The organism is Burkholderia sp. A2 (genome assembly GCF_001729305.1).
GTDB lineage: Bacteria > Pseudomonadota > Gammaproteobacteria > Burkholderiales > Burkholderiaceae > Burkholderia > Burkholderia sola.
Map to the genome: position 1 here is coordinate 1 of NZ_LZXX01000152.1, position 23433 is coordinate 23433.

Here is a 23433-nt window from a genome sequence, read left to right on the forward strand (position 1 = left end):
CTCGAGAATCCGGCCATCCTGGAGCAGCTGAACCGCTCGATGTGACACCGCCCGCCACGGCGGGCCTATCGCTTCACCGCGGCGCCGAAGCACGACCGCTTGCCCGTTTACCACGCCGGGCTCGCGGCCGCGTTCGCGCCGGCGACAAGCATCGCCGTGCGTTCCCCGACGGCACGGCATGCAGGCGGCTCGCATCGCTTCCGCCATTGCATTTTTAATTAGTCGTACGTATTACAACATTCACAAAACGGAGACAGACGATGAAAAAAATGACACAAACGATTTGCGCGGCGTTGCTCGGCACGGCAGCGAGCACGAGCAGCTTCGCGCAGAGCAGCGTCACGCTGTACGGCGACCTCGACGCCGCATTGCTCTATACGAGCCGGTCGCTCGATTCGGCAACCGGCGGCAACGCCGGGCGCCAGTTCGCGTTGACCGATACGGGCATGACGCCGACCAACTTCGGCATCACGGGCACCGAGGATCTCGGCGGCGGGCTGCACGCACGATTCAAGCTGGAAAGCGGCTTCAACATCACGGACGGCGCGTTCGGCCATTCGAACGGCAACTTCTTCGGCCGCCAGGCGTGGGTCGGGATCGACGGCGCATTCGGCGAAACGAAGGTCGGTCTGCAGTTCTCGCCGTTCGTGCTCGCGATACTCGGATCGGATCCGCGCAACGTTTCGCACTTCGGCGCCGCGCTGGTGCCATATGTCGACAACGTGCTCGTCACGGGCCTCTTCAACCCGAACGCGATTTCGTACACGAGCCCGACGATCGCCGGGCTGACGGCCAGCGCGATGTTCGGCTTCGGCGGAAAGGCCGGCGACTTCCAGGCGGGACGCCAGTATTCCGGCAGCGTCACCTATACGAACGGCGGCTTCATGCTCAACGCGGCGCTCTACGACGGCAACGGCGGCACGTCGCCGACGCCGGTGCCGAGCACGGTCGCGTTCGTCGGCCGCACGATCGGCGCCGCCTATACGTTCGGGCCGGTGACCGGCAAGGCGTCGTTCACGAGCTACAAGGTCGCCGGCTCGTTCAGCAACAACGTGTATAGCGCCGGCCTCGACTATCGCGTCACGCCGGCCCTCGACCTGAACACCGGCGCGTGGTACACGACCGACCGCAACGATTCGCACAATCATTCGCTGCTCGCCGCGATCGGCGCCGACTACAGCCTGTCGAAACGAACGGGCCTGTATGCGCAGGTCGGCGTGGTCAACAACCACGGCGCGATGAATACGGGCCTCGGCATCACGGGCGGCGCATTGTACGGATTGCCGGGCACGACGGTCGGCGTCAACGCCGGCATCCATCACGTGTTCTGACACGGCGCCCGAGCACGGGCGGCCGCCTCGCGCCGCCCGTCCGACCACGGATTCCTCACGCGAACGTCGTGCAAACGCGCCCCACCCGGTGCCGGCCCCGCCATCCGGCGCGCCGATCTCGATGTTTACCCGACCTCAAGTCCGCGGCCGTGCGGCCGTCAAGTCAGGAACGCATGCGCGACATCCACCGGGAACCCGGCGCGCGTGCCCTCAAGGAGACCCACCAACGTGAACCTCTTCGGAATCGGCCGCGGCCGCCGTTCGTCGCGCGCGCTCGTCGGCGACATCGCCGAGCAGGCCGGCAGGCTCGGCATCGAGATCTGCGACGTGTCGGGCCACGTCGAGGAAGTCGCGGCCCGCGTCGCCCGGCAGGCGGAGGTCTGCCACACGCTGCGCGAATCGGCCGCCCTCACGCTGCGCGGCAACCACCGGATCGCCGAGGCCGCGCAGCAGGTGCGGGACGTCAGCGCCAATGCGTCGAATGCGGTCCGGCAGTCGCAGCAGACGATCGAGGCGTCGCTCGCCGACATTCACGGGCTCGTCGAGGGCGTCACCACGATCAGCGACCAGATGGGCGCGCTGCGCGACGCGCTCGATCACGTACGAGCCGTGTCCGAGGAAATCTCCGTCATCGCGCGCCAGACCCACCTGCTCGCGCTGAACGCCGCGATCGAGGCCGCGCGCGCCGGCGAGTCGGGCCGCAGCTTCGCGGTCGTCGCGGCCGAGGTCAAGAACCTGTCGGCGAAGACCGGGCAGGCGACGGCCCAGATCGAGACGACGCTCGCGCGGCTCGCCGAGCAGACCGAACACCTGCTCGCGGAAGGCACCGACAACGCCGCCCGCGCGCATCGCGTGCGCGAGGGCACGCGCACGATCGGCGAGGTCGTGCACGCGACCGGGCACGCGATCACCGAGCTCGCGGGTGAAGCCGAACAGATCGCATCGTTGACGGACGAGATCGAGGCGCAGTGCCACCGTCTCGACGAACAGGTGGGCGAGATGGCGTCCGGCGTCGAGAACTCGGCCGACAACTTCTCGCAGGCCAAAGACCGCCTCGGCAATCTGCTCTCCGTCTCCGAGACGCTGATCGAGCTCACCGCCGCGACCGGCATCGAATCGCCGGACACGCGCCTGATCGACACCGCGCGGAGCACGGCCGCCACGATCAGCAAACTCTTCGAGGAAGCGGTCGCCCGCGGCGACATCGCACTCGACGCGCTCTTCGACGCGCACTACGAACCGATTCCGGGCACCGACCCGCCACAGTTCATGACGCGCTTCACGGCGTTCACCGACCGCGTGCTGCCGGCGATCCAGGAGCCGGTGCTCGACGTCGACGCACGCGTCGTCTATTGCGCGAGCTTCGACCGGCAGTGCTACCTGCCGACCCACAATCGCAAGTTCTCGCTGCCTCAGCGCGCGGACGCCGCGTGGAACGCGGCGAATTGCCGGAATCGCCGAATCTACACGGACCGCACGGCGCGCATGTCCGTGGCGCATGACAAGCCGTTCCTGTTGCAGACCTATCGGCGCGACATGGGCAACGGCCAGTTCGTGCTGATGAAGGACGTGTCCGCGCCGATCGTCGTCGGCGGACGGCCATGGGGTGTCCTGCGGATCGGCTACACCGTTTGAACCGGCGCGGGCGGGCCGCGCCTTACTGCTCGAGCCCCACGCCCAGCGGCCGCTGGTCGCTGCGCCCGTGATCGTCGACCACCCGCACCGTATAGCTGCCGGCCGTGCGCGGCTGCCAGAACAGCGCGTCGCCCGGTGCGCTGCGGCCGACATACGCGTCGTTGACGAACCAGTACAGCGCATGCGCGCTCGCATCGGCGGTCGCGTTGAACGCGATGCGCGTTTCGTCGGTACTTTTCACGCGCATCGCATACGTACTGCCGCGCAGCGGCGACGTGATGCGCGGCGGGTCGCCTTCGAGCTGCCCGGCATCGCGACAATCCGCATTCTGCGGCGGCCGCCGGCGCGGAATGCCGGCCTGCGCGAACACCTGCTGCAAGTCCGACGGCCAGAATTCGAAGACCTCCGTATGCGTGCGCTTGCCGTCGTACGGCGGGCAGGCGGCCTTCCCCGTCGCATCGTCGATCACGATGGGTCGGTGCACGGTGCTCACGCGAATCGGCGACGTGCCGGGGATGAACCACGTCCAGCCTTGCTGCGGACACCACTCGTTCGGCAGGTCGCCGCTCGCGAGGCAGACGCGCACGCGCTTCAGTTTCGCCGGCACCGCGCGCGGCGGCTCGACGAGCGTGCGCTCGGCATTCAGCGCATCGACGACCTGAAAGAACAGCGGCGCCGCCGCATCGACACCGACGAACGCGGTATTGGTCGAATTGTCGAAATTGCCGACCCACACGACCAGCACGTACGGGCCGAACACGCCGGCCGTCCACGCATCGCGAAACGACCATGACGTGCCGGTCTTCCAGTACACGGGCACGCTCGACGGCTGCGCGCCGCTCGTCTCGTCGGGGCGCAGGTGCTGGCGCAGCATGTCCATCGTCATGTAGCTCGCTTCGGCGCTCAGCAGGCGCCGGCCGGGCAGCGCCGGCTCGTCCGCGCGCAGCCGCAGCGGCCGGAACTCGCCGCGGTTCGCGAGCATCGCATACAGCGCCGCGAGATCCTGCATCGTCACCTCGCCGCCGCCGAGCACGAGCGCGAGCCCGTAGTGCTGCGCGCTTGCGAGCCGGCGCACGCCGGCGTCCTGCAGGAACCGGTACAGGTCGGGCGACTTGAGCTGCGACGCGACCCACACGGCCGGCACGTTGCGGCTGCGGTTCAGCGCGTCGGTCGCCGTGATCGGCCCGAGGAAATGGCCGTCGAAGTTCTCCGGCGCATACGGGCCGAACGAAGTCGGCACGTCGCGCAGCACGGTCTGCGGATGCAGCACGCCCTGGTCGAAGCCCAGTGCATAGATGAACGGCTTGAGCGTCGAGCCCGGCGAGCGCCGCGCGAGCGTGCCGTTCACCTGCCCGTCGATCGTCCGGTCGAAGAAGTTCGCGGAACCGACCAGCGCCTTCACGCCCATGTCGCGCGTATCGACGAGAATGGCCGCCGCGTTGCGCACGCCGCGCGTATCGTTGCGCGCGACGTAGCGTGAAATCTGCCGTTCAAGCGTGCGTTGCAGGTCGAGATCGACGGTCGTCGCAAGACGCGCGCCACCATCGCTGTCGCGGTTGCCATCGTCCGCCGCGCCGCGCGACATCGTGCGCCACGCGCTGCGCGCGGCCAGCGCCTGATCGACCGCATGCGGCGCGTCGAACGGCAGCGCGGACAGCGGCCGCATCGCGAGCGGCAACGCGAACAACGGCTTGAGCGACGCATCGCCCGGGTACTTCGTCAGCCAGCGCGCATATAGCCGATTGCGCGACGCGGCCAGCGCGCGGTTGATCTCGTCCTGCCCGCCACGCACGCGCCGCGCCGGGTCTTGCGGAATCACCGCGAGCGCGAGCGCCTCGGGCAGCGTCAGCGCATCGGGCATCCGGTCGAAATAGACGACGCTCGCGGTGCCCGCGCCTTCGACGTTGCGGCCGTACGGCGCGTCGTTCAGATACGCTTCGAGAATCTGCCGCTTCGAATAGCACAGTTCGAGCTGCACCGCGCGGGCGACCTGCTCGAGCTTGCCGGCCGGCGTGCGCGTGTTCAGCTTCCACAGCGAACGCGCAAGCTGCATCGTCAGCGTCGAGCCGCCTTGCGGATTGCCGCCGCGCACATAGGTGATCCACGCGCCGCGCAAGAGCCCGTACGGATTGAAACCCGGATGCCACCGGAACCAGCGGTCCTCGTGCAGTTTCACGGCTTCGACGAGCTGCGGCGACATCCGGTCGAGCGGCACCCACAGCCGGTAGCGATCGTCCTTCGCGAGCGTCAGGCGCAGCAGCCGGCCGTGAGCGTCCGTCACCGCGACCGACGACGGTTTCCAGTCGCGCAGCGGCGGATGCGGCCACAGCCGGCACGCGGCCAGCACGCCGAACACGAGCAGCGCGCCGACGAGCCAGTTCTGCCAGCGATGCAGCCAGCGGCCGGCGCCGTGCAGCGCGCGCCGGAGCACGGATGCGTCAGCCATGCCCGCTCGCGCCTGACGACGGCCGTGGCCCGCGGCACCGGTACGACGGCCCCGTCATCGCACGCGCTCCACCGTCAGCGCCGTGCCGCCCGGCGCCTGCGCCTGCACGCGGCGGTCGTACATCGATTCGCCGTAAGCGGGCGGCGCGATGAAGCGGCCCGCGTTGCTCGCCTTGATCCGGTAGACGAACTCGCGCACGTCGGTCGTCGCGGTGCCGTAGATCACCACGCGATCCTCGCGGATATCGGCGAACTGCGGCTGCCACGTCGAGCCTTTCACGCCGATCGGAGAATGCCACGGTGCGTCGGCCGCCGGCGCCGATGCACTGCCGTCTCCGTTGCCGTCGCCGTCCTGCGTGTCGATCACCGGCGGCGGCGCGATCACGGGATCGAAGCCGCCCGGCAGCAGGTCGACGATCGCGACGTTGCCGACGTTCGCCGAACCGGTCGCGCGAATTTTCAGGTGTACGTCGATCTCCTGGCCGAGCGCGATCCTGGCGAGCGGCTTGCCGTCGGTATCCGTGTAGTCGCGCACGATCTCCAGCCCGTTCCTGATCGCCTTCGTCGACGTGCCGCGGTCGTAGCCCGACTGGCTCGCGACCCACCATGCCGGCAGCGCGCTGCCGTTCACGAACTCGACGCGCGACGCGCCGGCCGCCCACGTGCCCGAGCGCACGAGGTTCGCCTGGATCGACGACACGTCCTTCGGCGCGGCGCCCGCGCGCATCTCGTTGATCGCGAGCCGGTCGAGCTGGCCCGCGTTCGACGCCGCATACGCGTCGAGCGCGAGAATCGTCATCGCCGACGACAGCGTGTTGTAGCGATTGTCGACGAGTGGCGCGGCGAGGTTGTCCATCGCGCGCGGCGACAGCTTGCGCACGCGCTCCGGGAAGTGCTTCGCGAGCAGGTACAGCACGCTCGCGTCGCGCGTCAGCGGATCGATGTAATAGCCGGTCGCATCACCGCCGTCGGACGCGCGCTTGCGTTCGAGCAACGCCTGCGGCCCGGCGATCAGTGCGGCGGCCTCCTTGTCCTGCTTCAGCAACTGATACGACGCAGCGAGCCACGCGGCCGCGAGATCGCTGTTCCAGTCGTTCGGATAGGCCGCCTGCAGCCGCTTCTGCACGGCCGCGAGGCTGTTGGTCGTCACGTTGCCCTGGCGCGTCAGCAGGTACACCGCGTACGCGCGCTGCCGCAGCAGATCGAGCGAGCCGAGCGAATCGTTCGCGGCGAGCCGCTGCAAGTACTGATTGCCCGCGTCGAGCATATCCTTCGGCACCGCGACGCCGCGCTCGCGCGCGTCGAGCAGCACGTGCATCGCATACGCGGACACGAACGGATCGGCATCGGGTGTCGCGCTCCACAGGCCGAAACCGCCCTGCGCGTTCTGCCGGGTGCGCAGCACGCCGAGGAACTGCGCAATCGCGCTCGCGTTCGCCGCATCGACGCCGGCCTCGGGCGCATGCATCGCGCTCGTCAGCGCGCGCGCCGACAGCCATTTCGCCGCGAACACGCGCGGCACGGCCGCGCTCACCATCTGCTCGCTGCAGTAGTGATCGAAGTTGACGAGAAACGACGACAACCCTTCGGTCAGCACCAGCGGCGCCGTGGAAATACTCGCGTCGCGCGACGCATACGCGTCGTACATCGACCGCAGGTTCGGCACGTCCGTCTTCTTGCCCGGGTCGAGCCGCGCGATGTCGAGCTGCGTGCGGAACGCGGCGGCCGGCCGCACCGACACGTCGACACGCTGCTGCGCGCCCTTCGCGCCGTAGCGCGCGCCGAACGACAGCGCGCCCGAGCCGAGCGTATCGGTCGCCTTCACGCGGAACAGCGCGACGCCTTCGTGCTGCGGGGCGAGCGCGACGTTCTGCGTCGCCGGCCCGATCACCTGCAACTGCGGGCCCGTCTTCAGCGTGACCGCCACCGGCACCGGCTGGTTGCCGACGCCCGTCAGGTTGTTCGCGACGCCGACGCTGACGTCGGCCTCGTCGCCCGGCGCGAGCGTCGTCGGCACGTTCGGCGACAGCACGAAATCGCCGCGCACCGTCGTCGCGCTTTCGAACGTGCCGACGAGGTCCGGCGACACCGACACGGCCATCACGCGCAGCTTCCCGTTGAAGTAGTCGGGCACCGTGTAGCTCAGGCGTGTGTCGCGGTTCACGTCGACGATCCCCGACCAGTAGACGACCGGCTTGTCGCGCTTGCGCTTGAACGGGTTCAACTGGCGGCCGACCGCGTCGTCGGCGTCGCCGCCGGGCGCGGCCATCGCCATCAGCTTCTCGAAGTCCGGCAGGATCAGGTCGAGGATCTGCGACGTGCCGACTTCGAGCATCCGCTTGCGGAAGAAGAACTTCAGCGGATCGCCGAGCTTGTAGCGCGCGACCTGCAGGATGCCCTCGTCGACCGCGAACACCACGACCTTCGCGGGCTTCGCCGAATGCACGGTGAAGTTGACGGTATCGCCCGGCTTCACGAGCGCCGGCGCATCGACGCTGACCGCGTTGCGGCGCGCATCGAGGTTCACCGAGAACGGCACGACGCCGTAGCTCAGCGGGCTCATGAAGATCTCGTCCGACGACGGATCGCGGATGTATTGGACGTTGATGTAGCCGTTGCCTTCGAAGCCGGCCGGCACCGTGATGTGCTGGATCGAGCTGGTCGTGTCCGCATGGAACCACGCATGTGCATACACCTTGTCGCGCTCGATCGTGATCAGGCCGCTGCCCGCGTAAGGCGCGCGGATCGCGATTTCCACCTGCTCGCCCGGCTTGAAGTCGTGCTTCGCGAGGCTCACCTGGAGCTCCGCGTTGCGGTCGAGCGAACGCGTGACGTTCGCGGCGCCCGTGACCGAATACTCGATCCGGTTCACCGCGGCGCCATCGGCGCGGCGGATCACGAGCGCATAGCTGCCCGGCTTGTCGGTGCGCAGCGCGTAGTCGAGCCCGGCTGCCGGAATCGACAGCGGCTTCTCGTCGACCGGCACTTCCTTCAGCCGCGAATCGTATTTGTAGGCGCCGGAATCCTGCTTCGTCAGCACCGACACGTAACGCTGCTCGACGAGCTGCGCGCGCAGGTCCTTCACGTCGATCGCCCTCGCGCCCGGATCGATCGCGACGAGCCGCACCGTGCGCGGGCTGCCGCGCTTCACGTAGCCGAGATCGTCGACCGACTTGTAGCCGACGAGCCAGTCGTTGTTCGATACGAGCGTCTGCGCGTTCGCGGCGACGTTGCGGCCGCCTTCCGCTTCATATGCCTTCGCCTGGAAGTAGAGCTGGTAGGTCGCGTCCGCGTACTTGTCGAGATCGAGATCGAATTCGGCATGACCCTTGTCGTCGGTCGTGCCGTCCTGCAGCGCGGTCGTGTAGCCCTCCTTCGCGCGGCGTGCGTCGAAGAAGTGATACCCCTGCCAGCTGCGGAACGACGGCCACACGGGGCGCAGCGTCAGCGTCGCCGCGACGCGGCGTTTCTCGGCCGGCGTGCCGAACAGGTTCTGCGCATCGACGATGCCCTTCAGGCCCTTCGGCTTCACCCACCCTTCGACGACCTGCTGCGACAGCTTCGCGTCGACCTTCATCCGGTCGGGCAGGAATTCCTTCACCTGCACCGTCGTGCTGCCGATCGGCTCGGCGCCCGGCTGACCGTCCTTGACGATATACAGGTTGACCGTCCACGTACCGGTTGGCGCCGTTTCGGCGGTCGTGTAGCCGAGCTCGGTGAAGCCCGTCGCGTCGACGGTCACCGGCTTGCGCTCGACGGTCATCCCGCGCGGATCGACGATCTCCGCCTGCAGCGGCACGCCGGCCGGGCTGCGCGCCCAGTTGGCCGCGCGCACGATCAGGCCGATGTGGAATGGATCGCCGGGCCGGTACAGCCCGCGATCCGAGAACAGGTACGCGGACAGTTGCCCCTGGCCCGTCGCGTTGCGTTCGCCGTCGACGTCGAAGCGCGAGAAGTCGAGCTGACGGTCGCGGCCGGCCACCGGCAGGAACGACAGGTCGGTGTCCTTCTTCACGACGTACAGCTGCGGACGCTTCTCGCGGTCGAGCCCCTTGAACGCGGGGAAATGCACGACGCCGTCGGCGCCGGTCGTCTGCGTGAACAGCGCCTGCCCGTTCACCGCCAGTACCGACACGGTTGCGCCCGCAACCGGCTTGCCGGACCGGATCGACTGGACGAACACGTCCTGGCTGCCGTCCAGCGCCTTCTTGACCAGCATCCCGAGATCGGTCACGACGATCAGGCGCGTATCGCCGAGTGCGTTGTCGCCGTCGTCGCCGTTGCCGCTGCTGTCGCCCGAATCGGCGTTGTCGGACTGATCGTGGCCGCCCTCATCGGACGCCGCGTCGCCGTCCGTCGCGTCGTCGGCCTTCTTCTTCTCGGCCGCCGGATCGTACTTCGACAGGTGCAGCAGGAACACGCCGCGCTTGCCGTCCTTCAGATACTGGCCGAGGTCGACGCCTTCGTAATGGGCGCGGCCGGGGTCGCCGGCGGGGAACGCGCGGGTCTGCACGAAGCGCTCGACGATGTGATCCTCGCTGAACGAATACGACAGCTCGGGCCGCGCGTACGTGCCGTTGTTGAAGCTCACGAGATGCTGGATCTGGTCGGGCAGCACGCGGCCGATCTCGACCTTCATGCCCGGCAGGTTGCGCGACACGACCGACAGCCGCTTGCTGCCGCTCATCGACAGCAGCGAGCCGTCGGCCATGAAGCGCAGCAGCTTCGGATAGTCGGGCACCGTGAACGCGGTCGTCGCCGCCTCGGCGAGCAGGTAACCGCCCGCCGATTTCAGGTTGCCCTCGATTCGCACGACGATGCGATCGCCCGGCGTCGCGTGATACTTGAAGCTTTGCAGCGTCGCGTAGTCGTTCTCGGTGGGCACCGCTTCGAGCGGCAGCGGCTTCGACTGCTTCAACACCGCGTCGCTGATGTCGGCCAGGTTCCATTCGTACGGCGGATCGTCGTCCGACTGATCGACGCCCGGCTTGCGCTTCGGCAGCACCCACGCCTTCGCGCGCGCGGCCAGCTCGGCGCTGCGCACACCGTCGGACGCTTCGGCGACGAGCACCTGCTCCGGCTCGTAGCGCTCGTTGTCGACCAGGGTCGGCGCGATATTGCCGATCGACAGGCTGTACAGCCCCGGCACGTCGACCGACGCGTGCAGTACGTCCGCCGTGCCGTTGCCGCCGCGCGCGCTCTTCACGCCCTTGTCGACGTCGAGCCGCACCGCCAGCGGATCGCGCGGAATCTCGAGCGGCTGCGAGTAGACCCACGCGCTCGTCTTCATCTTGTCGTAGTTGACCGTATAGCGCAGCGGCGACACGGTCTTGCCGTCGCGGCCGACCAGCACCAGGCCGATGCGCTTCTCGAACTCGGCCGGATCGACCGGGTAGTTGAACCGCAACTGCAGCAGCGCCTGCTTCTCCGCCGGATTGTCGGGGTTCTGGTAGAACTGGTTGTCGCCGACCGTCGCGGCGAACGCCGGCACGTCGAACGCGAAACGGTCGTCGCGCATCGTCACCTGCGGCGCGAACACGCGATGCACGGCGAAGCGCACCTCGACGTGCGCGCCGACCGGCCAGTCGGCCGCCGGCGTGAAGCGCAGCGTCTTGTCGTCGGCCCACTCCCACGCGCCCTTCAGCGCGGGCGTCATCTCGATGCCGTCGCCGGCCGGCTTGCCGACCTGTTCGATCGGCGCGGCCGATTGCGAGAACGCCACTTCCAGCGGATGCACGGTGATCTTCGGCTTGTCGGTGTCGTCGACCTCGTAGGTCGTGATCGCCGGCGTCTTCACGGTGAAGCTGACGGTTTCGGGCTCGGGCGGCTTCGGGCGATGCTTGAACCAGTAGCCGCCGTAACCGAGCGCGGCCGCGAGCAGCACGATGCCGCCGGCATGCCACGGGCGGCGGCGCACGGCCGCGGCGGTGACGCCCATCCATGCGGGCGCCGTCCACGACACGTCGCCGACCAGCGGCCGCAGCGCGCAGCCGAGCAGCCACCACACGAAGCCCGCTGCCCGGATCGGCAGGAGCAGCAAGAAACGCAGCAAATCCATTTTGTTATTTCCTTGTCAAGGACATGCTGCCCAAGCGGCAACCTTCCCCGAATCGTTATGGGTCTGTGACGGCGCGGCCCGGTTGCGCCGTGATGATTTGGTATGTTCGACCGGATGCTGGGCGCCATTATCGATCAGACCCGAAACGATGGAAATATCGGCGTGCCGCCGCGCAACGCCGACCGATGACCGGCCGGTCGGGCGGATTTCCGCGGGTGCCGGGTCCGCCTCCCGAGCGCTGCACACGGCGGCGCGGCGTTCGCTAGAATGCGCGGCTCGGCAGGATCGAATCGAAATGAAAGGAAACCGCTTGAAACTCCCGTTCGAATGGCAGATCGGGCTGCGCTACGCGCGCGGCGGCCGGCGCTCGGCCGGCGACGGCTTCGTATCGTTCATCGCCGGCGCCGCGATGGCCGGCATCGCGCTCGGCGTGGCCGCGCTGATCGTCGTGCTGTCGGTGATGAACGGCTTTCGCACCGAGGTGCGCGACCGAATGCTGTCGGTGCTCGCGCACGTGGAAATCTTCGCGCCGTCCGGCGCGATGTCCGACTGGCGGCTGACCGCGCACGAATCGTTACAGAATGCTGCCGTGCGTGCCGTCGCGCCCTATGTCGACGCGCAGGCGCTGCTGACGAACGCGGGCAACGTGACGGGCGTCGCGCTGCGCGGCATCGACCCCGTGCTCGAGCCGCGCGTGTCCGAGATCGCGCGCAAGCTGAAGACCGGGCGCCTCGACGCGCTCGTGCCGGGCGAGATGGGCATCGTGCTCGGCGCCGCGCTCGCCGACACGCTGCACGTGAAGATCGGCGACCGCATCACGTTCTTCGCGCCCGGCAACACCGCGCGCCTGGGCGACGCGCTGCCGCGGTTCCGCCAGTTCAACGTGGTCGGCACGTTCGAGTCGGGCCACTACCAGTACGACAGCGCGCTCGCGTACATCCACATCCGCGACGCGCAGCAACTGTTCAACGTGAGCGCGCCGACCGGCCTGCGGCTGCGCGTCGACGATCTGCAGCGCGCGCCGGAGATCGCGCTGGCGCTGTCGCGCACGCTGTCGGGCAACCTGTATATCCGCGACTGGACGGGGCAGAACCGCACGTGGTTCGAAGCCGAGCGGCTGCAGAAGCGGATGCTGTCGCTGATCCTGATGCTGATCGTCGCGGTCGCCGCGTTCAACCTCGTGTCGTCGCTCGTGATGACGGTCACGCAGAAGCAGGGCGACATCGCGATCCTGCGCACGCTCGGCGCGCCGCCCCGCTCGGTCATGAAGATCTTCGCGATCCAGGGGATGACGATCGGCCTCGCCGGCACGCTGGCAGGCGTCGCGCTCGGCTGCGCGATCGCGGTGAGCATCCCGGTGGTGCTGCCGGCGGTCGAGCAGTGGCTCGGGATCCGCTTCCTGACGCCGTCCGTGTACTTCCTCAGCGCGCTGCCGTCGAAGCTGTCGGCGCCCGACGTGATCGAGATCGCATCGGCCGCGTTCCTGATGTCGTGCGTCGCGACGCTGTACCCGAGCTGGCGCGCCGCGCGGGTGCGGCCGGCCGAGGCGCTGCGCGACGAGTAGGCGCGAGCGGCGCGGCGTTACGCGATCTCGTGGAAGCCGACGCTGTTGCCGCCGTCCGGCGCGTAGCCGGCGAGCACGTCGAAGCCGACGTTGACGAGTTTCATGCGCATGCCGTAGGACTTGTTGCCGGATGAATCGACGAAAATCGCCGTGCCCGACGACAGCTGGCGCGCGGCGTTCAGCAGCGCGAGCGTGCCGCGCGCCGTGCCGGCCGACGGCTCGATCGTCAGCGTCGTGCCGTCCTGCGTGGTGAAGTGGCCGCCCGGCGGCACGGACGGCGGGTTGTCCGCGACCGACCGGTTGAGCAGGCTCATGAAGTGAAAACGCGCATCGGCGCCCTGGCTCGCCGCCGCGCGATCGGTATCCGTGAACGTGTCGCCGCGCACGGCCGCGCCTTGCGCGGCGAGATCGACGGCCTGCTCGTGAAAGGCGCGCGTCGCAAGCACGAGGCCGGCGTTCGAATTCAGCGTCGACTCGATCCATGCGCGATCGCTGTCCGTCAGCGTCTTCGACACGACCTGGATCCGGCCGTCGTCGGTCGTGAAGTCGAACTGCGCATCGGCCAGATCCGGGCGGTTGGTCACGATGTCCTGCAGGCTCGTCGCGAGCGCATCGGTCACGCCGCGCAGCTTCATCGTCAAGTCACCCACCATCGACAACTGTTTCGTCATCGCCGCCTGCAGCGCGTCCGGATCGATTGCGCGGATGCCGATCGGCTTGTCTTGCGGGGCGCCGGACGCCGTCGTGTCCGTCGTGTCCGTCGTGTCCGTCGTCTGGCGCCCGTCGAGCGCCGCCTGCGCCATTTGCGCGAGCGTAAGGCCGCCCGCCGCCGTAACCGGTATCGTCATTGCCCTCGTTCTCTCTCGTTTTGAGCCTGTTTTTCCCTGTTTACGGACGGATTGCCGGGAAGTTAAGCGCACATGCGCACCCATATCGAAACTTTGTTTGATTCAAGCTAAAAAAGTTTGACACGGACATTTCACTGCGATAACTTTTGCGCAAGCTTCCGGAAAGCAATCCGGCCAGCGTGCCGACTCGCGTCGCGCTTTCCTGCCGTTGCAGCACCGTCGTTCGCAAACATTCCCGCCTCATCGCATCGTGCCGTTCCGTTTCATCCGAAACCTGAAGGAAGTCCGGGCATGCCCGCATTTGATTCGCACTCCTGCATTCACGGCGAACCGCCGCACTGACGATTTCCGTTCGGGGCGACGCGCTCGCCCCGACGCCGGCCGGATGCGCGCCGCCTGACGCGCATCGGCACAGGGCGAGGCGTTCGTACGTGTCGTCCGCCGTTTTTGATGGTGCAGTTCCGCTTCATCCGACGCAGCACCCGGCCAGGCCGCAGGGGGCGTATCGCGAGCCGGCCGGTTCCAGACAATCACAAGAGACGAGGTCGATTCAATGAACATTCATCGAACCGGAGTGCGGCGCGCATGGCTGCCCGCGCTCGTGGCGGCCGCGACGCTCGCCGCGTGCGGCGGCGACGACGGCGGCAGCGTGGCGGGCGCGTCAGCGCTCGCACAGGGCCAACAGGAGGGGGCCGCCGCCGCGGCCGATCAGTCCAGTACGCAATCGCTCGCGTCGCGCTTTTCGCCGTCCGGCGTGCCTTATGCGAATCCGGCGAGCGGCGGGCGCTACAAGCCGGTGATCAGCAACGGTCAGGTGCAGCCGTCGCTGTCCGGCGGCACGATCGAAGAAAACGCGTGGGTCGATACGCCGGTCGATTCCGACGGCGACGGCACGCGCGACCGCATCCACGTGCGCATCGTGCGGCCGTCCGAGACCGCGAACGGCGCGCGCACGCCCGTCATCGTGCTCGCGAGCCCGTATTACGCGGGGCTCGCCGACAGCCCCAACCACGACGTCGACGTCGAACTCGACGGCACGCCCCATCCGGCCGCGACCGCCGGCGCCCCGGCATCGGCATCCACGCGCATCCTCGCCGCCGCACCGCAAACTCGGATGCTGCAGCAGGTCGAGGCGGCCGCCGCCGGCCGCTCGTGGATCGAGAGCTACTTCGTGCCGCGCGGCTTCACGATCGTCTATGCGGATTCGCTCGGCACCGCCGGCTCGGACGGCTGCCCGACGATCCTGACGCGCGACGAATCGGTCGCGATGGCGTCGGTGATCCGCTGGCTCGGCCGCGACGCGACCGCGAAGGACGCGAACGGCAAGACGGTCGTCGCGAACTGGTCGACCGGCCACGTCGGCATGTACGGCGTGTCGTACGACGGCACGCTGCCGAAGATGGTCGCGAGCCTGCGCACGCGCGGGCTCGACGCGATCGTGCCGATCGCGGGGCTGTCGAACATGTACGGCTACTACCGCTCGGGCGGCCTCGTGCGCGCGCCGGAAGGCTATCAGGGCGAGGATGTCGACGTGTACATCAAGGCGCTGCTGACGAACGCGCATCCGGAGCGTTGCACGCACCTGATCGACGAAGCGCTGCAGCAGGAAGACCGCAAGACCGGCGACTATTCGCCGTTCTGGGCCGCGCGCGACATTCCGACCGCGTTCGCGGTCGCGCCGGCGCTCGTCGCGCAAGGGCTCACCGACGATAACGTGCGCGTCGACCAGTCGACGTCGTGGTATCTGGCGATGCGACGCCAGGGCGTGCCGACCCAGCTGTGGCTGCATCGCCTGAAGCATACCGATCCGACCCGCGTGCCGGCGATGGCCGACGCATGGACGGCGGAGGTGAACCGGTGGTTCACGCGCTACCTGATCGGCTATGACAACGGCGTCGAGCAGGATCCGCGCGCGGTGATCGCGCAGGCGGACGGCACGCTGCTGAAGGAAGCCGACTGGGCCGCGCGCCACGCGACGCCGGTCACGTACTTCGCGGGCGGCGACGGCGCGAGCACCGGCACGCTGCTGCGGCTGCCGAGCGGCGGCCCGCTCGCGCGCTTCACCGACGATGCGCGCATTCCCGCGCTCACGCTGGCGAACACGCCGACCGGCGAAAACCGCAGCCGCTTCGAGACCGCTCCGCTGACGGCCGCGGCACGCCTGTCCGGCACCGCGACCGCGCGCGTCCGGCTGACCTTCACCGGCGTCGCGAACGTGACGGCCTTGCTGGTCGACCGCGCGCCGGACGGCACGGCGACGATCGTCACGCGCGCATGGACCGACCCGCGCAACCGGCTGTCCGAGTGGGTGTCGCAACCGGTGCTGCCCGGCATGCCGTACGACCTGAAGCTGACGTTCATGCCGCGCGACTACAAGCTGGAAGCCGGCCATCGGCTGGGGCTCGTCGTCCTCTCCAGCGACTATGAGGCGACGCTGCGGCCAACGCCGGGCACCGGGCTGACGCTCGATCCGGCCGGCACGTCGGTGACGGTGCCGCTGGCGTCGCCGTCGACAGGCGCGTAACCGTGCGCCGGCTGCCGGCGTAACGGCGCCGCGTCCCCCGCCTGCATGCCCGTGGATGCGGGCGGGGGATCGCTAGATGAAGGAAGTGCCAGGTCGATCGCCGCGAAATCGTTCCGAGCGGCGAACACGACCGGTTCGGATCGATCTCGATGCCGACAAGCCGGCGAACCGGCCGGATTTCGACCGGGAGTCCTGCAAACAGGCGGACTGATTCGATGCCGCCGCCCGGCGCTCACACCGGCGTCAACACCGGCTGCCCCGCAAAGTGCCGCGCCGCGTTGTCGAGAAACTGCCGCACCGAACGATCGAGCGCCTCGGGCGACCAGCCGCCCATGTGCGGCGTCAGCACGACGCTGTCGAGATCGGTCAGCGCGCGCGGCGGTTCCGGTTCGCCTTCGTACACGTCGAGCCCCGCGCCCGCGATGCGCCGTTCGCGCAGCGCGTCTGCCAAAGCAGCGGTATCGACAACACTGCCACGCGACACGTTGACGAGAAACCCGCCGGGGCCGAGTGCGTCGAGCACGGTGCGATCGATCAGATGCCGCGTGCCCGCGCCGCCTGGCGTCGCGACGATCAGGAAATCGGCCCACTGCGCGAGCGCGTCGATCCGATCGAAATAGCGGTACGGCACGGGCTTCTCCGACCGGTTGTGATAACCGGTCTCGATGTCGAAGCCGGCCGCGCGACGCGCGCACTTCTCGCCGATCTTGCCGAGCCCGACGATGCCGAGCTTCTTGCCCGACACGTTCGGCGGCATCGACAGCCCGTCGCGCCACACGCCCGCGCGGGTCTTCGCATCGAGCTGCACGACGTTGCGCACCGTCGCGAGCAGCAGCGCGAACGCGTGATCGGCGACGCAATCGTCGTTGGTGCCGGCGCCCGTGGCCACGGCAATGCCGCGCGCCTTCGCGTGCGCGACGTCGATGTGCTCGTAGCCGGCGCCGAGCGCGCTGACGAACGTCAGCTGCGGCAGCCGGTCGATCTCGGCGGCGGTCAGCCCCGTGCTGCCGTTGGTCAGCACCGCCCGAATCGTGCTGCCGTGTTCGGCGATCGCGCGTTCGCGTGCGTCGGGAGTCGGGGCATAACGCACGTCGAACGACGCGGCGATCTCGCGATGCGCGTCGCCGCGCAGTGCGATGAGGACCAGCAGCTCGGGCTTCATGTCAGCAAATGTCCGCAGGCGGGAGTGAATTCCAGTGTAACAAGCGCGTACGACGGTTGCGGGTTATCCCCACACCGGCTGTGGACACGCCGCCGCACGCGGTTTGCCAAAGCCCGCTCAGTCAAGTAACTTTCGGCGTACGCCCCCGTCCTGGAGATTGGCCCCGATGAAGCTCGCCCTGCCCGCCCGGATCCTGGGCCTCGCGTTCGCCGCCGCGATCGTCGCGCCCGGCGCGCACGCCGACACGCCCGTCGTGGTGTCGTCGAAGATCGACACCGAAGGCAACCTGCTCGGCAACCTCATTTCGCAGGTGCTGAAAGCCCACGGCATTCCCGTCACCGAGAAGATCGCGCTCGGCACGACGCCGATCGTGCGCAAGGCGCTCACGAGCGGCGAGATCGACCTCTACCCCGAATACACGGGCAACGCCGCGTTCTTCTTCAACAAGGCCGACGATCCTGTGTGGAAGAACGCGAGCCAGGGCTACGACACCGCGAAGAAGCTCGACTACGCGGCGAACCATCTCGTGTGGCTCGCACCGGCGCCCGCGAACAACACCTGGGGCGTCGCGCTGCTCGCGCCCGTCGCACAGTCGCAGCACCTGAAGACCTTCTCCGACTTCGGCAAGTGGGTCGCCGGCGGCGGCAAGGTGAAGCTCGCGGCGTCGGCCGAATTCGTGAACAGCGCGTCCGCGCTGCCGTCGTTCGAAAAAGCGTACGGCTTCAAGCTGAAGCCCGAGCAGCTCGTGGTGCTCTCCGGCGGCGACACGGCCGCGACGATCAAGGCCGCCGCGAACCAGACCGACGGCGTGAACGCCGCGATGGTCTACGGCACCGACGGCGGCATCGCATCGAGCGGCCTCGCGGTGCTCGACGACGACAAGCACGTGCAGCCCGTCTACGCGCCGGCGCCGGTGATCCGCGAAGCCGCGCTGAAAGCGCATCCGCAGATCGCCGACTTGCTGAAGCCCGTGTTCGCGAGCCTCGACCTGAAGACGCTGCAATCGCTGAACGCCCGCATCCAGCTCAACGGCGAGCCGGCGGCCGGCGTCGCGAAAAGCTACCTGAAAGCGAAGGGTTTCGTGAAATGACGGCGCGCGCGGCGGCGTCCGCGCGGCGCGTCACGCTCGACAAGGTCGGCATCCTGATCGGCATGCTGACGCTCGTCGCGGTGTTCGGGCTGTCGTTCGCGGTGCTGCGGCCGAACCGGATCGCGGCCGGCACCGGACTGTCGGTGTTCGCCGCGCTGCCGCCGATACAGGGCGCCGTGCTCGCCGCGCTATGGACCGTCGGCGCGCTGTGGGCGATGACGGCGAGCCGTCCCGCGTGGCGGCTCGCGGCCGGCTGCGCGGGGCTCGCGACACTCGCGTATGCGGTCGGCGCGGCCGCGACGCACGTCGTCGCACCCGACGACATGCTGGCCCGCGTGTCGCCCGACGCCGGCGTCTGGCTGCTGCTGTTCGCGTGGGCCGTGCTGATCGCCGACGCGCTCGCGCGCCTCGCGTTCGGCCCGTGGCGGCGCCTCGCCGCGCTCGCCGTCGCGATAGCAGCGGTTTCCGTGCCGCTCGCGAGCGGCTGGTGGGACGGCCTCTCGGTGATGCGCGAATACGCGGTGCGCAGCGACGATTTCTGGCGCGAGGCGATCCGTCACGTGTCGCTCGCGGGCGGCTCGGTCGCCGCCGCGCTCGTCGCGGGCGTGCCGCTCGGCATCGCCTGCGCGCGCATCGCGACGGTGCGCACCGTCGCGATGCCCGTCCTCAATATCGTGCAGACGATCCCCAGCATCGCGATGTACGGGCTGATGATGGCGCCGCTCGGCCTGCTCGCCGCGCACGTGCCGCTCGCGGCCGCGCTCGGCATCCGCGGCATCGGCGTCGCGCCGGCCGTGCTCGCGCTGTTCCTCTACTCGCTGCTGCCGATCGCATCGAGCGTCGTGGTCGGGCTCGAACAGGTGCCGCCGCACGTGACCGAAGCCGCGCGCGCGATGGGCATGACGCGCGCGCAGCGGCTGCTGCGGGTCGATCTCGTGCTCGCGCTGCCGGTGATCCTGAGCGGCGTGCGCATCGTGCTCGTGCAGAACATCGGGCTGACCGCGGTGGCCGCGCTGATCGGCGGCGGCGGGTTCGGCACCTTCATCTTCCAGGGGATCGGGCAATCGGCCGCCGATCTCGTGCTGCTCGGCGCGATCCCGACGATCGCGCTCGCACTGGCGGCCGCGGTCGTGTTCGAAGCCGCGACGTCGCTCGCGAAAGGGCGTGCAGGATGATCGAGATCGAACGAGTCGGCAAACGCTTCGGCGACGTGGTCGCCGTCGACGACGTATCGCTGACGATGCAGCGCGGCACGATCACCGCGCTCGTCGGCGCCTCGGGCAGCGGCAAGTCGACGCTCTTGCGCATGATCAACCGGCTGATCGCGCCGACCAGCGGCACGATTCGCATCGACGGCGTCGATACGGCGAGCGTCGCACCCGAGCAACTTCGCCGCGGCATCGGATATGCGATCCAGGGGCACGGGCTGTTTCCGCACTGGAGCGTCGCGCGCAACATCGCGACGGTGCCGCGCCTGCTCGGCTGGCCGGCCGAGCGCATCGACGCGCGCGTGAACGAACTGCTCGACCTGTTCCATCTCGCGCCGGCCGAATTCGCAGGCAAGCTCCCGCACGAACTGTCGGGCGGCCAGCAGCAGCGCGTCGGCGTGGCGCGCGCCCTTGCGGCCGAGCCCGCGATGCTGCTGATGGACGAACCGTTCGGCGCGCTCGATCCGATCATCCGCAACAAGGCGCAGGACGACCTGTTCGCGCTGCAGCGCCGCCTCGGCATCACGGTCGTGATCGTCACGCACGATATCGAGGAAGCGCTGAAGCTCGGCGACACGATCGCGGTGATGGACGGCGGCCGGCTGCTGCAGGTCGCGTCGCCGGCCGAGATTCTCGGCAAGCCGGCGGCGGGTGTCGTCGAACAGCTCGTCGCGGGCGTCGACCGGCCGCTGCGCCTGCTCGCGCTCACGCCGATCGACGCCGTGGCCGAACCCGGCCATGCCGACGGCGAACCGATCGCGGCGACGCGCACGCTGCGCGATGCGGTGTCCGAATTGTTGTGGCGCGGTGTCGATGCGCTGCCCGTCGACGATACGGCCAACGGCAACCAGCACGCACACGGCCCCCGCCGCATCACGCTCGACGCGATCCGCTCGCACGCGAGGCAGCCCGCATGACGACGCGCGGCAACGTGCGACCCAAGCGGTCTTCGCTTCTCGCGTACGTCGCCCGCGCGGCGGCGCTCGCGCTGCTGCTCGTGCTGCTGTTGCGCCCCGTCTGGCTGCAGGGCGTGTTCGCGCCGTTCGCGGACAACGGCGCGCCGGTGATCTACGATCGCGCGAGCCTGCTCGATCTCACGCTTGCGCATCTCGGCACGGTCGCGCTGTCGAGCCTGATCGGCACGGTCGTCGCGGTCGCGGCCGGCATCGCGGTCACGCGGCCGTTCGGCGCGGATTTCCTGCCGGTCGCGCGCAGCGTCGTCGACATCGGCCAGACCTTCCCGCCGGTCGCCGTGCTCGCGCTGGCCGTGCCGGCCGTTGGCTTCGGCTTGAAGCCCGTGCTGATCGCGCTCGTGCTGTACGGACTCCTGCCGGTTTTCGAAAGCACGATCGCAGGGATCGAGGACGTGCCGCGCGACGTCGTCGACGCCGCGCGCGGGATGGGGATGGGCGGCTGGCAGCAGCTGGTATCCGTCGAGCTGCCGCTCGCGTTTCCGGTGATCGTCAACGGCATCCGGCTCGCGGTCGTGATCAATCTCGGCACCGCGACGATCGGCTCGACGGTCGCCGCGCGCGGGCTCGGCGACGTGATCATCGCGGGCCTGCAGACATCGAACACCGCGTTCGTGCTGCAAGGCGGCGTGATCGTCGGCTTGCTCGCGGTGCTCGTCAGCGATGCGATCGGCGCGATCGCGCGAGTGGCGAGCGCGCGGCGCGCGTAGAAGCCGTTGCGACATTTTTCGAAGGAGACACCATGGCTGCCCTGGACACCGGCCCGTTTTTTCATGGCACGAAAGCGGATTTGCGGATCGGCGACTTGCTGACGGCAGGCTTCAGATCGAATTATCGGGATGACGTCGTGATGAATCACATTTACTTCACGGCCCTGCCCAAAGGCGCCGGCCTGGCTGCGGAGATGGCCAAGGGCGATGGCCGGCCGCGCGTCTACATCGTCGAGCCCACCGGCGAGTTCGAAAACGACCCGAACGTCACGGACAAGAAATTCCCGGGCAATCCGACGCGATCGTATCGAAGCACATCGCCTTTGAAGATCGTCGGCGAACTCGATAGCTGGGAACCGTACGATCCGGCGTTCATCCAGCAGCTCAGAATCCGCATCGAAACCGGCATCGGCGAGATCATCAACTAGCGTTCGTCCGGACTCCGATGCGTGTGCGCGCAACGATCGGCGCGTCGATCGTTGCGGACGTCACAAGCCTACACATCGCTTTCATTCGAGCTGGCGCTCGACCGTCTTCCGCGATTGGCCGATATACTATGCGCCTCCCATTTCCCCGCACTCGACCATGCGACGACGGTTCTTCTGGCTGATCGTGCTTTCGCTCGGCATTGCGCAACAGGCCGCGGCGCAGCAGACGCCCGCATTGCCCGCCTCCGCGCCCGACGTACTGGCATCGGCGCCGACTGTCGCGTCCGCGCCGCTCGCGAACGCCAACGATCAGCCTAACGAAGCAAACCGCCGGATCACGTCCTACCTGACGAAGAAATTCGGCGTCGCAAGAGAAAAGGCCGCGAAGCTCGCCGATATCGTGAGCGTCACTGCCACGAAATATTCGCTGCCGCCGGCACTCGTTTACGCGATTATTTCGATCGAATCGCGCTTCCAGGAAAAGGCGCGCGGCCAGCATGGCGCGACCGGGTTGATGCAGGTCGTGCCGTCCGCGCACCGCGGCATGCTGCGCGACGTGAAGGACCTGACCGAGCCGAATGCGAACGTCGAGGTCGGCTCGCGGATCCTGTCCGGCTATGTGAAGGCGGCCGGCGGCAACGTGCAGGCCGGACTGAAAAGCTATAGCGGTGGATCCAGCGCATATGCGGCAAAAGTGATGCAGCGGGTCGATTCGTTCCGGTTCGTGCTCGAACCCGATGACGATGCGAAAAGCGCGAATACCGCGAACGATGCGAACAACGCGAAGGCGCACATGGTGCCGGTCAGCGATCCGTCAGCGGCGCCGGCCGCGAACCGCAACGCGAAGTAAGCAATGGGTACCCGCGTTCGCACGGCTCCGGCCCGACGCTGCGCGGCCCGGCTGTTCGCCATGGTCGCGCTGTCGGCCGGCCCCGTATCGGCTTTCGCTGTCGTCGACTGCGAACAGGCAGGGCCGACGATGGAAGCCGTGCGACGCTGCGTGCTCGATCAGCAGCAGCAGCAAGTCGACAGCGCGTACCGGTCGCTGGCGCGCAAGCTGCGCCAACGCAATCCCGACGCTGCCGCCCGACTCGCGAAATCGCAGACGAGTTGGGCCGGCTTTGCCGGCGATACTTGTGACTACGTGAAGACCGCCAATCCGCAGCAGACGATTCCGAGTGACGCCTGGCTCAACTGTTGGGTGGATTTCAGTCAGGCACGCGTGCGCATCCTGAAGAAGTGGGAAGCGCAACTGACGCAGCCGAACTGACCGCCGGCCATGCCATATCGCCAATTATTCCGATGTTTCAGGAATAAAACACGCCAAAGGCCAGCGTTGACCCATTATTCTCATATTTCAGGAACTGTAAACGAGTGCGGCGGCGCATTCGCGCCGCCGCCCCATGGAATCGCCGGATCACCTCCCTCGTGCCCTGATCCGGCCCCCTCCAATCACAAC

15 protein-coding genes are annotated in these 23433 nt (G+C 68.4%); 11 read left to right on the top strand and 4 right to left on the bottom strand.

All coding sequences use genetic code 11. The features are described 5' to 3' along the window. Window positions 1-260: 260 nt before the first annotated feature. A complete protein-coding gene (locus A9Z05_RS33145) occupies window positions 261-1331 on the top strand; it encodes a porin (RefSeq protein ID WP_069621766.1) in 1071 nt (356 codons plus the stop codon). Between the two features lie 228 nt (window positions 1332-1559). Continuing rightward, complete coding sequence (locus A9Z05_RS33150; RefSeq protein WP_069621767.1) at window positions 1560-2966, top strand: methyl-accepting chemotaxis protein; 1407 nt, start codon at window positions 1560-1562, stop codon at window positions 2964-2966. A 22-nt stretch (window positions 2967-2988) separates the two neighbouring features. Here the strand turns inward: A9Z05_RS33150 and pbpC are convergent, their stop codons facing one another. Both pbpC and A9Z05_RS33160 read right to left on the bottom strand, forming a co-directional pair. Beyond that, window positions 2989-5412, bottom strand: coding sequence for a penicillin-binding protein 1C (gene pbpC, locus A9Z05_RS33155; RefSeq protein ID WP_069621768.1), 2424 nt, complete (start codon window positions 5410-5412; stop codon window positions 2989-2991). 54 nt (window positions 5413-5466) lie between these two features. Beyond that, the gene (locus A9Z05_RS33160; RefSeq protein ID WP_069621769.1) at window positions 5467-11469 is read right to left on the bottom strand and encodes an MG2 domain-containing protein; all 6003 of its coding nucleotides are present in this window, start codon (window positions 11467-11469) and stop codon (window positions 5467-5469) included. A gap of 295 nt (window positions 11470-11764) precedes the next feature. Here A9Z05_RS33160 and A9Z05_RS33165 point away from each other — a divergent pair, with 295 nt between their 5' ends. Continuing rightward, complete coding sequence (locus tag A9Z05_RS33165) at window positions 11765-13033, top strand: lipoprotein-releasing ABC transporter permease subunit (protein ID WP_084044553.1); 1269 nt, start codon at window positions 11765-11767, stop codon at window positions 13031-13033. Window positions 13034-13050: 17 nt separating this feature from the next. On the opposite strand, the gene A9Z05_RS33170 is transcribed toward A9Z05_RS33165, so the two are convergent. Continuing rightward, a complete protein-coding gene (locus tag A9Z05_RS33170) occupies window positions 13051-13881 on the bottom strand; it encodes a hypothetical protein (RefSeq protein ID WP_069621771.1) in 831 nt (276 codons plus the stop codon). Window positions 13882-14434: 553 nt separating this feature from the next. Between A9Z05_RS33170 and A9Z05_RS33175 the strand changes: the two genes are divergently transcribed. Then, window positions 14435-16405, top strand: a complete 1971-nt coding sequence (locus A9Z05_RS33175; RefSeq protein WP_069621772.1) for a Xaa-Pro dipeptidyl-peptidase — start codon at window positions 14435-14437, stop codon at window positions 16403-16405. Between the two features lie 232 nt (window positions 16406-16637). Here the strand turns inward: A9Z05_RS33175 and A9Z05_RS33180 are convergent, their stop codons facing one another. Continuing rightward, window positions 16638-17567, bottom strand: a complete 930-nt coding sequence (locus A9Z05_RS33180) for a 2-hydroxyacid dehydrogenase (protein WP_069621773.1) — start codon at window positions 17565-17567, stop codon at window positions 16638-16640. A 166-nt stretch (window positions 17568-17733) separates the two neighbouring features. Here A9Z05_RS33180 and A9Z05_RS33185 point away from each other — a divergent pair, with 166 nt between their 5' ends. From A9Z05_RS33185 to A9Z05_RS33215, 7 genes are all read left to right on the top strand, one after another. Next, on the top strand, window positions 17734-18657 hold the full coding sequence (locus A9Z05_RS33185; RefSeq protein ID WP_069621774.1) for an ABC transporter substrate-binding protein: 924 nt from the start codon (window positions 17734-17736) through the stop codon (window positions 18655-18657). Further along, complete coding sequence (locus A9Z05_RS33190) at window positions 18654-19832, top strand: ABC transporter permease (protein ID WP_069621775.1); 1179 nt, start codon at window positions 18654-18656, stop codon at window positions 19830-19832. The genes A9Z05_RS33185 and A9Z05_RS33190 overlap by 4 nt, the downstream gene beginning before the upstream one ends. Then, on the top strand, window positions 19829-20782 hold the full coding sequence (locus A9Z05_RS33195) for an ABC transporter ATP-binding protein (RefSeq protein WP_069621776.1): 954 nt from the start codon (window positions 19829-19831) through the stop codon (window positions 20780-20782). The genes A9Z05_RS33190 and A9Z05_RS33195 overlap by 4 nt, the downstream gene beginning before the upstream one ends. Further along, complete coding sequence (locus A9Z05_RS33200) at window positions 20779-21546, top strand: ABC transporter permease (RefSeq protein ID WP_069621777.1); 768 nt, start codon at window positions 20779-20781, stop codon at window positions 21544-21546. The genes A9Z05_RS33195 and A9Z05_RS33200 overlap by 4 nt, the downstream gene beginning before the upstream one ends. A gap of 32 nt (window positions 21547-21578) precedes the next feature. After that, window positions 21579-21974, top strand: a complete 396-nt coding sequence (gene arr, locus A9Z05_RS33205; protein ID WP_069621778.1) for an NAD(+)--rifampin ADP-ribosyltransferase — start codon at window positions 21579-21581, stop codon at window positions 21972-21974. A gap of 157 nt (window positions 21975-22131) precedes the next feature. Continuing rightward, complete coding sequence (locus A9Z05_RS33210; protein ID WP_069621779.1) at window positions 22132-22824, top strand: lytic transglycosylase domain-containing protein; 693 nt, start codon at window positions 22132-22134, stop codon at window positions 22822-22824. A 3-nt stretch (window positions 22825-22827) separates the two neighbouring features. After that, complete coding sequence (locus A9Z05_RS33215) at window positions 22828-23244, top strand: lysozyme inhibitor LprI family protein (RefSeq protein ID WP_084044555.1); 417 nt, start codon at window positions 22828-22830, stop codon at window positions 23242-23244. Window positions 23245-23433 lie beyond the last annotated feature (189 nt).